A 12732-nucleotide genomic window follows, 5' to 3' on the forward strand; every position below is an offset into this window, starting at 1 on the left:
GCATGCCGGCTCGTCTACGAAGCAGGAGGCTCCGTCTTGGTACATGCGTGGATAGGCTCCTACGAATGAATCGAGTCTGCCTGGTCACCGGGGCCAATCGGGGCCTCGGACTGGAGGTCTGTCGCCAGCTTGCGCTGGCTGGGGACACCGTCATCCTGACCGCCAGGGATCTGGGGAAGGCGGAGAAGGCGGCGAGTGGACTGCGCGGAACCGTGGTACCGCGACAACTGGATGTCGGTGATCCGGAGTCGGTGCGCCGATTCGTCGAGGAGCTGCCGTACGACAAGGTAGATGTCCTGGTCAACAACGCCGCCATCCACTACGACACCTGGCAGCGAGCCGAGAACGCCGACCTCGACGTGGTGCGGGAGGCTCTGGAGACGAACCTGCTGGGGACCTGGCGGGTGACGTTGGCGCTGCTGCCGTCGTTGCGGGCTGGCGATCATGGTCGGGTGGTGAACGTCTCCAGTGAGGCCGGGTCGCTGGCCGTCATGGGAGGCGGCACCCCGGCCTACACCGTGTCGAAGACCGCGCTCAACGCGCTGACCAGGATGCTGGCCGCCGAGCTGCGCGAGGATCGGATCCTGGTGAACTCCGTCTGCCCCGGGTGGGTGGCCACCGACATGGGCGGGGCCGGCGGGCGGCCGGTCGCCGAGGGGGCTCGGAGTGTGCTGTGGGCGGTGGATCTGCCGGATGACGGGCCTACCGGGGGGTTCTTCCGTGACGGCGAGGCTCTGGCCTGGTGATCCACCCGTCAGCCGGCGGTCCGGCGGCGGTGGGCCTTCTGCCTGCAGGCGCCGCCGCAGAAGCGGGGTGGGCGGCCTGTGCGGGAGGTGTGGATGATGGTGTCACACTCCTCGCAGCGGGCTGTGGGCTCCACAGAGGTTTCGTTACGGGCCTCCTGTTTCGTAACAGGTTTCGTTACGGTGGGCAGCGGGGAGCGTCCGGTGCGGAGGCCGTCCAGGGCCAGGGCGGTGGGCCTGCCCGGGGTGGTGCTGTGCGCCTCCATCGTGATGCATCCCGCCATCAGCGCCATGACGTCCGTCAGCTGCGCGTCCGGCCGTACGGCTCCTGCCTGACGAGCCCGGTCGAACAGGGCGGCGAGGGCGACGCCGTAGCGTCGCCGGGCCTCCGGCGCCATCTCCGCCTTCAGGTCCGAGGCGAAGGATTCGCAGAGCGCCTTGTTGAGCCCGGCCTGCTCGACGGTCGATGAGAAGGCGGTGAAGAACGCCTCTCCGGTCTCCGCTTCGCCGGTGGCCAGCAGGGCGGTGAGGTCGTCGGCCAGGCGTTCGATCCGGTCGTGGACCACCGCTTCGAACAGGGCCTCTTTGCTGGGGAAGTGCCGGTAGACCGTGCCCGCGCCGACGCCCGCGCGTCTGGCGATCACGTCGAGCGGCACTGACAGACCCTCCGCCGCGAACGCCTCCTGGGCGGCCGCCAGCACGCGGGCGCGGTTGTGCCGGGCGTCCGCGCGAGCGGCGATCGTCATGTGGCCTCCCATGCGCCGGTTCGGTGCCCGGATTGACAACCGGAACGTGCGTTCCGTAGCGTCTAAGCGGGTTGACCGTTCCGATTCTATGCACAACGAGGAGTTCGCATGTCCGTACCGACATACCCGACCGCCCGAGAGGTCGTCGATCGCTTCTTGCGGGCGTCCGTGGACGGCGGGCTGGCCGACCTGTACGCCCCCGACGTCGTGATCGAAATACCGTTCGCCCCGGCCGGCATCCCTCGGCGCTCGCAGGGGCGTGAGGAGCTGCGGGCCAGGTTCAAGGCCGCTGAAGGCGTGCTGCGCTGGGAGCGGACGGACAACGTGCTGATCCATGAGACCGCTGACCCCGAGGTGGTCATCGTGGAGTTCGACATCCACGGTTGTCTCGTCGCCTCGGGGCGGTCCGTCGTCTCGTCGTACATCATGGTCGTCCGGGTGCGGGACGGCTTGATCGTCCATTCGCGGGACTACGGGAACCCCATGGGCATGGACGAGTACCGCGAGGAGCTGATGAGCGCGCTGAACTCCTAGCGCGCGTACGTCATGAGGACCGTGCCGTTGCCGAACGTGCGCGTCGCGGTCAGGTTGAACAGGGTCGGGCGGAACTCGCCGTGGAAGGCGGGGATGCCCGACCCCGCCACCACCGGGTAGGCCTTGACGACCAGTTCGTCGATCTCCGGCAGCAGCGTGCCGGCCAGCTTGCCGCCGCCGCAGAGCCAGATGCCGAGGCCGTCGTCCTCCTTCTTCAGGCGGCGGACCAGCGCGAGAGGGTCGCCGGAGACGAGTTCAACCGCCGGGTCGTCGATCTCCGGGGTCGTGGTGGAGACGACATACTGCCGCAGGTGGGCGTAGGGGCTGGTCACGCCGACGTCGAGGCCCGGCTGGTAGGCGCCCCGGCCCATGAGCACGGTGTCGAAGCGCTTGTTGGGGGCGTCGAAGCCGATTTGCTTCCGGATGTGGGTGGGGACGGTCTCGGGGAACTCCTCGTTGATGTAGGCGGCCAGGTCGTCGGACAGCGGGTAGAAGTCGAACTCGCCGTTCGGGCCCGCGATGTAGCCGTCGATGGAGGTCGCGACGTAGTAGGTGAGGCTTCGCAAGATGAGCACTCCGTTGATAGTACTGCGGATGAAGTGGCTTCACCGTAGTACTACGACTGGAGTGGTGTCAATCTGTCTCGTGACGTATACGCCGTAAACATCGTTCGTGTACGCTGTATACATGACAGCGGAAGATGCCACGCTCAAGGTCATCCGGAAGAACGGGCCCGAGGGCGGGAAGCTCAGGCGGCGGATCATCATCGTGACGGTGTCCGTGCTGCTGGTGGCCCTGGTCGGCGGCGCCTTCGGGGTCGCCTGGTGGGGGAGCGACTTCGCCATCAAGCCGGACCATCACTTCAACACGCACCCCGACCACTCCAACGTCGTGCTCGAAGTGAAGCGTGTCGGCTCCGGCGAGAACGTGGTCATCGGCTCACCCAACGCGTACACGCGAAGGCGCGGGACATACCGGATGGTGTGGGGCGGCGTCGAAGCGAAGATCGGCGATGTCGTCGCCGGTTCGGCGGGCTCCGTGGAACGGCCCATCCTGAGCGGCCCGGCTCCGTCGGTCGGGACGACGGTGGACGTGACCGGCGTGATGATCAGCGACCCGAAGAGCTCCCTCGGGCTGGACTACTCGGAGGTCTCGGTGCGCACCGAGCTCGGTCCAGCCCCGGCCTGGTACGTACCGGCGTCCGGGTCGACGTGGGTGATCGCGGTACACGGGCAGAACGCTCGGCGCAACGCCATGGTGGCCATCCCGATATTCCACCGGCTCGGCCTGCCGGTGCTCGCGATCACCTATCGCAACGACGAAGGGGCGCCCGCGTCCGCCGACGGTCTGATGCACTACGGCGAATCGGAGTATCGGGACCTGGAGTCGGCGGTTCGCTACGCGCAGAGCAAGGGGGCGAAGCGGGTGGTGTTGTACGGCGGGTCGATGGGCGGCATGATCGTCGGCCAGTTCCTGGCCCGCTCGCCGCTGGCCGGTGTCGTCACCGCGACGCTGCTGGACTCACCGCTGCTCAGCATGCCGATGGTGGCCGCGTTCGGAGGGGAGCATTACGGAGTGCCCGCCCCGGCGATCTGGCTGAGTAACAAGATCACCTATTGGCGCAGCGGTGTCGACATGGATCAGCTGGATCTGATCAACCACCCACCGGCCACGAAGCCGCCGACACTGCTCTTTGCCGGACTGAGTGACACGGAGGCCCCGCCGGCGATGGACCGCGCTTTCGTCGCGGCGGCCAAGAAGGCGCACTGGCCCGTGGAGTACGCGGAGTTCCCCGGCGCGGAGCACTCCGAGTCGTGGAACTCCGACCCCGCCCGCTACGAGAAGGCGGTCACCGACTTCTTCACCCGCACGGTGGTTGCGGCCGAGCGTGGATCCGCTTGAGTGCTCTTCCGGGCTCAGCCGGTGAGGACGCCGAGGAGGTGGGTCACCTCGCGGGCCACCGCGTCGCGGCCCGCCCGCAGGTACTTGCGCGAGTCGACCACCTTCTCGTCGCCGGCCAGGTAGTCGCGTACCGCGCCGGTGAACGCCTTGTTCAGGTGCGTGGCGATGTTGATCTTCTTCATGCCGTGCCGTACGGCCGCGCGCAGAGTGTCGTCGGGCACCCCCGACGAGCCGTGCAGCACCAGCGGGACCGCCACGGCGGCGCGGAGCTCGGCGACGAGGTCCAGGTCGAGCACGGCGTCCTTGGTGGTCATCGCGTGTGAGGTGCCCACGGCGACGGCCAGCGCGTCGACGCCGGTGCGCGCCACATAGTCCACCGCCTCGTGCGGCTTGGTACGCGCGCCCGGCGCGTGCACGCCGTCCTTGCCGCCCACCTCGCCCAGCTCGGCCTCCACCCACACGCCGCGCTCGTGGCACCAGGCGGCCACGTCGGCGGTGGCGGTCACGTTCTCCTCGTCGGGCAGCGCCGACGCGTCGAACATCACCGAGCCGACGCCCAGCTCCACCGCCTCTTCGACCAGGGCGCGATCGGTGGCGTGGTCGAGATGCACCGCCACCGGCACCGTGGCTCCCCTGGCGACCGCGAGGCAGGCGAGCGCGATGGGTTCCAGGGCGCCGTGGTAGCGGACGCAGTTCTCGCTGATCTGCAGGACGACCGGCAGGCCCAGGGCCTCGGCGCCCGCGACGATGGCGGTGGCGTGCTCCAGCTGGATCACGTTGAACGCGCCCACTCCCGCGGGTGATTCGCGGACGATGTCGCCGATTCGGGCGAGGGGCATGACGGCTCCTTAGACGGGGTGAAGACGGTTACTCAAGCGATGACGATGCGGGGGTGGATGTCGGCGTAGACGTCGCGGTCGAAGTCGCCCGCCACGGGCGCCGCGACCGCCGCGGCGCCCAGCGCCGCCGCCCGGGTGAGCCGCTCGGGCCACGGGGACCGCTCCACGAGCCCCAGCGCCAGCCCGGCGACCAGCGAGTCACCGGCTCCGGTCGGATTGCCCTCCACCTTGTACGGCATGCGCGCCCGGAAGATCCCCTCAGGCGTGACGGCCAGCAGACCGTCGGCGCCCATCGACACGACCACCGACTCGGCCCCGCGACCGCGCAGTGCCTGGGCGCCCTCCTCGGGACCACCTTCCGGCACGGCCCGCGCGAGCTCCTCGGCGTTCGGCTTGACGATCGAGGGGCGGCCGCCGGGCGCGTGCCGCAGCGGCTCGCCGTCGGCGTCCACGATGGCGGGCACGCTGTGCTCGGCGGCGATGGCGGCCAGCGTCGCGTACGCGTCGAGCGGCACGCCCCTGGGCAGGCTGCCCGAGATGACGACCGCCTCCGCCGTGGCCAGCAGGTCGGTGAAACGGCCGACCATCCGCCCGAACTCGGCCGCCGTGACCTCCGGCCCCGGCTCGTTGAACAGCGCGGTCCGGCCTCCGGAACCCCGCTCGCCACCCGCCACGGCCCTGGCTCCGAAGTCGCTCGGCGCGGCCCTGCCTCCGGAACCCCGCTCGCCGCCCGCCGCGGCCTGGCCGGAATCCGCGACCACCAGCGTCGTGCGCGAGTCGGCCGCGATCCCCACGAATGCGTGCGGCAGTCCGGCCTCCCGGAGGTCGGCCTCGATGGCCTGGCCGGTCGGGCCGCCCGCGAGGCCGGTGACCAGCACGTCCTGGCCGAGCGCGGCCAGGACGCGGGCGACGTTGACGCCCTTTCCGCCGGCCCGCCGGTGTACGGCGGCGACGCGGTTGACCCCGTCCCAGTCGACGCGGGGCACCTGGTAGGTGACGTCGAGGGCGGCGTTGAGCGTCACGGTCAGGATCATCAGGGCTCCGCGACCCAGGCTCCGCGCTTCATCACGCCCGCCACCTCCAGCTCGTCGGACAGGACCACCAGGTCGGCCGCCTTGCCCACGGCGATCGAGCCGGCGCGGTCGGCGACGCCCAGCACACGGGCGGGCGTCAGTGAGGTGAGCTGGACCGCCTCGGACAGCGTCAGGCCCACCTCCTGGACGGCGCGGCGCAAGGCCACGTCCATGGTGAGCGTGCTGCCCGCGATCGAGTCGCCCTCGGCCAGCCTGGCGACGCCGTCGGTGACGATCACGTCCATGGAGCCCAGCACGTACGTACCGTCGCCCATGCCGGCGGCGGCCATCGCGTCGGTGATCAGCGCGGTCCTGGTGGGTCCGGCCACCTCGTAGGCCAGCCGCAGCATGGCCGGGTGGACGTGCACGCCGTCGTTGATCAGCTCGATCGTGACCCGCTCGTCCTCCAGCAGCGCGGCGATGGGGCCGGGGGCGCGGTGGCCGAGCGACGGCAGCGCGTTGTAGAGGTGCGTGGCCACGGTCGCGCCCGCCTCGATGCCCGCCAGCGTCTGCTCATAGGTGGCGTCGCTGTGGCCGAGCGCGGCGAGCACGCCCTCGGCGGCGGCCATGCGGATCGTCTCAAGGGCGCCGGGCAGCTCGGGGGCGATGGTCAGCATGCGTACGTGCCCGCGTCCGGCCTTCAGCAGCCCGGCGAACTCCCGCGGCGACGGCTCGCGCAGCAGCCCGGGGTCGTGGGCGCCGCAGCGGGCCCGTGAGATGTACGGGCCTTCGAAATGGATGCCGGCCAGCAGGCCGTCGTCGCAGAGCTCGGCCAGTGACGACGTGGCGCGGGCCAGGTCGTCGAGCGCGCCGGTCACCAGGCTGGCCACCATCGTCGTGGTGCCGTGGCGCTCGTGCAGCGCCACGGCGTCACGCGCTTGGTCCTGCTCGCCGGTCGGGAACGAGCCGCCCGCTCCGCCGTGGTTGTGCAGGTCGACGAAGCCGGGCACCACATGCCGCCCGCCCAGGCCGTGGCCCGCGCGGGGGGCGACTCCGTGCCCGACGTGCGTGATGCGGCCGTCTTCGATGGTCAACCACCCGTCGTGGATTCCCTCAGGAGTCACGATGCGGGCGTCGGCGAGAGTAAGGCTCATGAAGAAAGGATCACAGATCGGGTGAGGTGCAGGGGCTCGTCCGGGTCGAGACCCCTGGCGAACGCCCTGGCGACCGCGACCCGCTGCGCCCTGATCAGCTCGGCCATGGGGTCGAGGCCGGTCTGGAAGAACGTGCCGCCGGTCTCCTCGACCTGCTCGCGCAGGCCCTCGGGGGCGGTGCCGAGCATCCAGGTGACGCGGCCGGGGCCGGCGATGCTGATGGGGCCGTGACGGTATTCCATCGCCGGGTACGCCTCGGTCCACGACCGTGACGCCTCGCGCATCTTCAGCGCGGCCTCCTGGGCCAGGCCGACCGACCAGCCGATGCCGAGGAAGCTGAACTGCTCCGCGTCGGTGAGCTCGGCCGGGAGCGGGGCCGCCACGGCCTGCTCGGCGTCGGCGATCGCCTGGGTGAGGTCCTCGCCCAGGCTGGCGCGGAGCATGGCCAGTTGCGTGGTGGCGAACCGGGTCTGCACGACCGACTGCTCGTCGGCGTAGTCGAGCACGATGACATCGTCCGCGGCTGTCATGACCGGCGTGTTCGGGTCGGCGGTGATGGCCGTGGTCCTGGCGTCGGTCCTGCGCAGGAGTTCGAGGACCTCGGTGGTGGTGCCGGAGCGTGTCAGAGCCAGCACGCGATCGTACGAGCGGCCGGTGGGGGCCTCCGAGGCGGCGAACGCGTCGGTCTCGCCCAGTCCCGCCCGCTCGCGCAGGGTGGCGTAGGCCATCGCGATGAACCACGACGTCCCGCAGCCGACGACGGCGACCCGCTCACCGGGGCGGGGCAGCGCGTCGACGGGCACGTTCGCGACGGCGCGACGCCAGCACTCGGGCTGGGAGCCGATCTCGGCCTCGGTGTGGGTGGTCACCACTTGCCTCCCGTGATTGATTATTTCTGCTGTTTTTATAGCATAAAGGAGCAGAAATTTGCACCGGTGGCTTGACCTCCCAGGTTGTGCCACGCTTGGCCCCGACGGATCTCAAAGGGGAGGCATCGTGTCCCGCTACGATCGTTGGAACGCGATTCTCGAGCTGCTCGCGCAGGAAGGACGGCTCTCCGTCGAGGAGGCCGCCCAAGAGCTCGACGTCTCCACCGCCACGATCCGCCGCGACTTCGACCAGCTCGCCCAGCAGCAGATGCTCATGCGCACGCGGGGCGGGGCCGTCGCCCAGAGCGTCAGCTACGACCTGCCGCTGCGCTACAAGACCGCCCGGCACGCCGACGCGAAGCACGTCATCGCCGCGGCGGCCGCCGAGCTGGTCTCGCCGGGCGCCGTGATCGGGCTCAACGGCGGCACCACGACCTCCGAGCTGGCCCGCACGCTGGCCACCAGCCCAGCGCTCGAATCGGGCTTCACCATCGTCACCAACGCCCTGAACATCGCCTCGGAGCTCACGGTCCGCCAGCACGTCAAGATCGTGGTCACGGGCGGCGTGGCCAGGCCGCAGTCCTACGAGCTCATCGGCCCGCTGGCGTCGGGCGTGCTCGAACAGGTGACGCTCGACGTGGCCTTCCTCGGCGTGGACGCGCTCGACGTGGAGCTTGGCGCCTCGGCCCACCACGAGGGGGAGGCCAGCGTCAACCACCTGCTCATCAGCCGCGCCGCGCAGGTCGTGGTGGTGGCGGACTCCTCCAAGATCGGTAAGAGGGCGTTCTCCCGCATCTGTCCCACCAACCAGATCGACACGCTGGTCACCGACGCCCAGCTCTCCGACTCCCTCGCCGGCGAGCTGACCGACGCGGGCGTGAAGGTCATCCGCGCCTGACGCTCCCGCCTCAGCGCGGTTCCCCTGCTCCTCCGTCTCAGTGTGCTCGTGCCCGCCTCCGTCTCAGCGTGCTCGTGCCCGCCTCCGTCTCAGCGTGCTCGCCCACTCTTCCGCGGGCCGTAACGGCGCTCGGCCACCATCCGGTCAGCGGCCGTCTCCTGGAGGCCCTCAGGCATGGTCGGCGGGTGGCGGGTATCCCATGCGTGCCGTACAAGAAAAGAGTGAAGTTTGTCGCAGGAGAGCCTGCGGCGGGTAAGAGGAGGGGCATGGCGGGAAGGGGAATCGCCCGGCTTGGGCCTGGAGAGCGGACCTCGGCGCTGGGTTGGATGGGGGCACAGGAACTCGACGTGGTCGTGGTCGGCGGGGGAGTCGTCGGCGCGGGGATCGCGCTTGACGCCGTCACCCGAGGGCTCGACGTCGGCCTGGTGGAGGCGCGCGATTTCGCCTCCGGTACGTCGTCGCGATCCTCCAAGCTGATCCACGGCGGCCTGCGCTACCTGGAGCAGCTCAATTTCGAGCTGGTCAGAGAGGCGTTGCAGGAGCGGGCGCTGCTGTTGCAGCGGATCGCGCCGCACCTGGTCCGGCCGGTGCCGTTCCTGTTTCCGATGACCCACCTCGGGTGGGAGCGGCCATACGTGGGGGCGGGGGTGGCCCTCTACGACGCCCTGGGGTTCGCCTCGGGGCTGGCCCGCGGGGTGCCGGGGCATCGGCACCTGTCCAGGAGCAGGGCGTTGCGGCTGGTGCCCGCGTTGAAGCGGACCGCGTTCACCGGCGCGGTGCAGTACTGGGACGCGCAGGTCGATGACGCGCGCTACGTGATGACGATGCTGCGCACGGCGGCCACCTACGGCGCGCACGTGGCGCCGCGGGCCCAGGTCGTGGGGTTCCTGCGCGAGGGGGAGCGGGTCACCGGGGTACGGGTGCGCGACCTGGAGAGCGGCGCCGAGCTGGACGTACGCGCCCGTCAGGTGGTCAACGCGACCGGCGTGTGGAGCGACGACATCCAGGAGCTGGTGGGCGGCCGGGGACAGATCCATGTACGGGCCTCCAAGGGGGTCCACCTGCTGGTGCCGCGCGACCGGATCCACTCGCTCACCGGAATCATCCTTCGCACCGAAAAATCCGTACTTTTCGTGATTCCGTGGGGGCGGCACTGGATCATCGGGACCACCGACACCGAGTGGAAGCTGGACAAGGCGCATCCCGTGGCGTCGCGGGTCGACATCGACTACCTCCTCGACCACGTGAACGCCGTCCTGTCCGTGCCGCTGACGCGGGACGACGTCGAAGGCGTCTACGCGGGGCTGCGGCCGCTGCTGTCAGGGGAGTCGGAGGAGACATCGAAGCTGTCGCGCGAGCACGTGGTGGCGCATCCGGTTCCCGGTCTGGTGATGATCGCCGGCGGGAAATATACGACTTATCGGGTTATGGCGAAGGACGCCGTCGACGCCGTCGCCCACGGGCTCGACCAGCGGGTGCCGAGGTCGTGCACGGACCGCGTCCCGCTCGTGGGCGCCGAGGGCTACCAGGCGCGGTGGAACGCCAGGTACCGGCTCGCGCGCACCTCGGGCCTGCACGTGGCCCGCATCGAGCACCTGCTCCAGCGGTACGGCTCGCTCGTCGACGAGGTCCTGGAGCTGATCGAGCACGACAGGTCGCTGGCCCGGCCGCTCGGCGGGGCCGACGACTACCTGCGCGCGGAGATCGTCTACGCGGCCACCCATGAGGGCGCCAGGCATCTCAATGACGTACTGACCAGGCGGACGCACATCTCGATCGAGACCTTCCACCGCGGCCTGGCCAGCGCCCACGAGGCCGCCGAGCTCCTCGCCCAGCCGCTCGGCTGGGACGGCGAACAGGTCAAGCGCGAGGTCGAATACTTCACCAAGCGCGTCGAGGCCGAACGCCTGTCCCAGGAGCAGGACACCGACCAGGAGGCCGACGCGACCAGACTCGGCGCGCCCGAGATCGTGCCGGTCGCCCTCCCGGATCGTGACGCCTAGCGAAGTGGGATGCCTTTAAGCGGAGTGGGATGCCTTTGGCGGAGTGGGATGCCTTTAGCGGAGTGGGATGTACGCCTGCTCGGCCAGCGTGGTCGCGTCGTTGACCTGGACGCCGTCGGTGGAGACGGTCCAGATCGAGTCGCCGATGACCATCGCGCGCTGGATGCTCGGCTGGTACGCCCCGTCCTTCGGCCGCTGGACCGGATGCTTGATCATGCCGAGCTTCGTCACGGCGGAGTCGTCGATCTTCAGGACCACCGCGCCGATCTCCTCCTTGTTCTGTTCGTAGGTGTTGAGCGGGATCACCGACAAGCCGGTCTTGGGCCAGTACAGGAACGCGTGCGGGTCCCACTCCGCCTCGGAGCCCGAGTTCTTCTGGAACATCTGCGACAGCCGTTTCGGGTTCGCCGGGTCGCTGACGTCGAAGAGCGAGATCTGCGTGCCGAGCGTCCGGCCCTTCTCGCTGGCCTCCTGCCCGATCCCGATCAGCCGGCCGTCGGCGCCGGGGTGGAGGTAGGCGGAGTAGCCGGTGATCTTCAGCTCGCCGGTCACCTTGGGCGCGGCCGGGTCGCGCAGGTCGAGCGTGTAGAGCGGGTCTACCTGCTTGAACGTGACGCAGTAGCCGACCGGGCCGATGAACCTGACCGAGTAGATGCGCTCGCCCGCACCCAGGCCGCCCACTTCGCCGACCTTGTCCAGGGTGTCGGCCTTGAGCACGTACACGCTGCTGGTGCTGGTCTTCTGGGCCTCGGAGTTGAGCGTGGTGGCGACGCGCAGGTTGCCGTCGTACTCCGACAGCGAGTACTGGTTCAGCAGCCGTCCCGGCACCTTGCCCGAGGCCACGTAGGAGGGCGGACCCGGCTTGCCGATGTCGAAACGGTGGACCTCGGTCTCCTCGGGCGGGGCGGTCGGTGTCGGCGTGGGCTCGGGGCTGAGTGTGACCTTGGCCGAGGGGCTGGGTTCGGTCGGTTCGGGCTCGGTGGCGGGGGCCTGGGGCGTGTCCTCCACGGCCGCCATCGGCACCGGCAACCACCAGCGCGGATTGCTGGTCACGTACAGGCTCTGGCCGGTGCCGTAGACCGTGTCGCCGTCGGCCGCCAGGCTGATCGGGTCGGTGCCCGCCTCCGTGAGGCCCTGGGCCAGGTCGATGGTGTGCACGGTCAGCAGCGAGGTGCCGGTGTAGTCGGCCGGATGGCTGACCCGCGCGCAGTCGACCGTCTTCTTGGTGACGGTCCCGGCCGCGTCCGTGATCTGGATCTTGGGCAGCCAGGCGTCGAGCGGCGCCCGGCGTACCGCCGCCTCGTTCGCCTTCTTCATCTCGGCCTCGGAGGCGTTCTGCTTCGGCTCCGGGAAGGTGATGTCGGGCCGGCTGCGGGTGACGAGCCGGACGGTCGAGCCGACCATCCTGGCGTCCACGTACGTGCCCTGCGGCTTGATCGTCCCGAGCACCTTGGGCGCACCGGACAGGTCCACCAGCAGGTATCTGGTCTCCCCGACGGGCGCGAACGTCTTGTACATGATGTCGCCCCCGCGATACAGCACCAGCGCGCGGTCGCCCGAGACGAGCAGGTCGGCGGGGGCGTAGGCGGGCTCGTCGGCCTTGGTGAGCTTGACGGACCCGGTGACCTTCCTGGTGGCCGTGTCGATGATCCGCAGCGTGCCGCCCGCGACCGTGATGATCCGGTTGCCGTCGGTCTTGACCAGGTCGGGCTCGTCCACCCCCGCTTCGTGGGTGTTGGTCGTGGAGTGCTCCGGGGCGGTGTCGGCGGTCGCGTCCGCGGACTTCTGGCGGGTCATGTACATGGGCATCGGGCCGCCGAAGCCCCACTGGCCGACGTTGCTCGCCGCGTGCTCGCGCAGCCCGGCGAGCAGGTCGTCGCACCCGTTGTAGGAGACCAGGCGCACCTGCAGGCGCTGCTTCACGGGCGCGGTGCCCCCCGGCGCGGAGGTGCAGGCGGAGATGGCCGTCGCGAGGGCCGCCCCGGCCACGACCGTACGGATCAGCGTCTTCATGACCTCATTGACGGATCC

Annotated in this window: 12 protein-coding genes; 5 read left to right on the top strand and 7 right to left on the bottom strand. The window is 70.1% G+C overall.

Translation table 11 applies throughout. From position 1 onward, the window contains the following. Positions 1-65: 65 nt before the first annotated feature. Entirely contained in the window at positions 66-746 is a 681-nt protein-coding gene (locus AB0H88_RS31380) for an SDR family oxidoreductase (RefSeq protein ID WP_357650765.1), read from the top strand. An 8-nt stretch (positions 747-754) separates the two neighbouring features. Here the strand turns inward: AB0H88_RS31380 and AB0H88_RS31385 are convergent, their stop codons facing one another. Then, a complete protein-coding gene (locus AB0H88_RS31385; RefSeq protein ID WP_357650767.1) occupies positions 755-1489 on the bottom strand; it encodes a TetR/AcrR family transcriptional regulator in 735 nt (244 codons plus the stop codon). A 108-nt stretch (positions 1490-1597) separates the two neighbouring features. Here AB0H88_RS31385 and AB0H88_RS31390 point away from each other — a divergent pair, with 108 nt between their 5' ends. Next, positions 1598-2023, top strand: a complete 426-nt coding sequence (locus AB0H88_RS31390; protein ID WP_357650769.1) for a nuclear transport factor 2 family protein — start codon at positions 1598-1600, stop codon at positions 2021-2023. Here AB0H88_RS31390 and AB0H88_RS31395 read toward each other — a convergent pair. After that, positions 2020-2589: a dihydrofolate reductase family protein gene (locus AB0H88_RS31395; protein ID WP_357651166.1), complete on the bottom strand. Its 570-nt coding sequence runs from the start codon at positions 2587-2589 to the stop codon at positions 2020-2022. The genes AB0H88_RS31390 and AB0H88_RS31395 overlap by 4 nt on opposite strands. A gap of 121 nt (positions 2590-2710) precedes the next feature. On the opposite strand from AB0H88_RS31395, the gene AB0H88_RS31400 reads away from it, so the two are divergent. Further along, a complete protein-coding gene (locus tag AB0H88_RS31400) occupies positions 2711-3925 on the top strand; it encodes a prolyl oligopeptidase family serine peptidase (RefSeq protein WP_357650771.1) in 1215 nt (404 codons plus the stop codon). Between the two features lie 14 nt (positions 3926-3939). On the opposite strand, the gene AB0H88_RS31405 is transcribed toward AB0H88_RS31400, so the two are convergent. Genes AB0H88_RS31405 through AB0H88_RS31420 form a run of 4 tightly spaced genes read right to left on the bottom strand, consistent with a single transcriptional unit; the run spans position 3940 to position 7800 of the window. Beyond that, on the bottom strand, positions 3940-4764 hold the full coding sequence (locus AB0H88_RS31405) for a class II fructose-bisphosphate aldolase (RefSeq protein ID WP_357650773.1): 825 nt from the start codon (positions 4762-4764) through the stop codon (positions 3940-3942). 32 nt (positions 4765-4796) lie between these two features. Further along, entirely contained in the window at positions 4797-5798 is a 1002-nt protein-coding gene (locus AB0H88_RS31410) for a 1-phosphofructokinase family hexose kinase (protein WP_357650775.1), read from the bottom strand. Further along, entirely contained in the window at positions 5798-6931 is a 1134-nt protein-coding gene (gene nagA, locus AB0H88_RS31415) for an N-acetylglucosamine-6-phosphate deacetylase (RefSeq protein WP_357650777.1), read from the bottom strand. Before nagA ends, AB0H88_RS31410 begins: the two co-directional genes overlap by 1 nt. Then, positions 6928-7800 (bottom strand): sugar isomerase, encoded by an 873-nt coding sequence (locus AB0H88_RS31420; RefSeq protein ID WP_357650779.1) that lies wholly within the window; start codon positions 7798-7800, stop codon positions 6928-6930. The genes nagA and AB0H88_RS31420 overlap by 4 nt, the downstream gene beginning before the upstream one ends. A 127-nt stretch (positions 7801-7927) precedes the next feature. Here AB0H88_RS31420 and AB0H88_RS31425 point away from each other — a divergent pair, with 127 nt between their 5' ends. Both AB0H88_RS31425 and AB0H88_RS31430 read left to right on the top strand, forming a co-directional pair. Next, entirely contained in the window at positions 7928-8698 is a 771-nt protein-coding gene (locus tag AB0H88_RS31425) for a DeoR/GlpR family DNA-binding transcription regulator (protein ID WP_357650782.1), read from the top strand. Positions 8699-8964: 266 nt separating this feature from the next. Beyond that, positions 8965-10701, top strand: coding sequence for a glycerol-3-phosphate dehydrogenase/oxidase (locus tag AB0H88_RS31430; RefSeq protein ID WP_357650784.1), 1737 nt, complete (start codon positions 8965-8967; stop codon positions 10699-10701). Positions 10702-10755: 54 nt separating this feature from the next. Here the strand turns inward: AB0H88_RS31430 and AB0H88_RS31435 are convergent, their stop codons facing one another. Then, on the bottom strand, positions 10756-12714 hold the full coding sequence (locus AB0H88_RS31435) for a beta-propeller domain-containing protein (protein ID WP_357650786.1): 1959 nt from the start codon (positions 12712-12714) through the stop codon (positions 10756-10758). Positions 12715-12732: the final 18 nt, after the last annotated feature.

It is taken from the genome of Nonomuraea sp. NPDC050680 (genome assembly GCF_040654555.1).
Lineage (GTDB): Bacteria > Actinomycetota > Actinomycetes > Streptosporangiales > Streptosporangiaceae > Nonomuraea.

What these genes read in the sequence shown, in the direction of transcription:
- AB0H88_RS31410 (WP_357650775.1), bottom strand. Translation starts at nt 5,798, where the DNA reads ATGATCCTGACCGTGACGCTCAACGCCGCCCTCGACGTCACCTACCAG.
- nagA (WP_357650777.1), bottom strand. Translation starts at nt 6,931, where the DNA reads ATGAGCCTTACTCTCGCCGACGCCCGCATCGTGACTCCTGAGGGAATC.
- AB0H88_RS31385 (WP_357650767.1), bottom strand. Translation starts at nt 1,489, where the DNA reads ATGACGATCGCCGCTCGCGCGGACGCCCGGCACAACCGCGCCCGCGTG.
- AB0H88_RS31430 (WP_357650784.1), top strand. Translation starts at nt 8,965, where the DNA reads ATGGCGGGAAGGGGAATCGCCCGGCTTGGGCCTGGAGAGCGGACCTCG.
- AB0H88_RS31435 (WP_357650786.1), bottom strand. Translation starts at nt 12,714, where the DNA reads ATGAAGACGCTGATCCGTACGGTCGTGGCCGGGGCGGCCCTCGCGACG.
- AB0H88_RS31390 (WP_357650769.1), top strand. Translation starts at nt 1,598, where the DNA reads ATGTCCGTACCGACATACCCGACCGCCCGAGAGGTCGTCGATCGCTTC.
- AB0H88_RS31400 (WP_357650771.1), top strand. Translation starts at nt 2,711, where the DNA reads ATGACAGCGGAAGATGCCACGCTCAAGGTCATCCGGAAGAACGGGCCC.
- AB0H88_RS31405 (WP_357650773.1), bottom strand. Translation starts at nt 4,764, where the DNA reads ATGCCCCTCGCCCGAATCGGCGACATCGTCCGCGAATCACCCGCGGGA.
- AB0H88_RS31380 (WP_357650765.1), top strand. Translation starts at nt 66, where the DNA reads ATGAATCGAGTCTGCCTGGTCACCGGGGCCAATCGGGGCCTCGGACTG.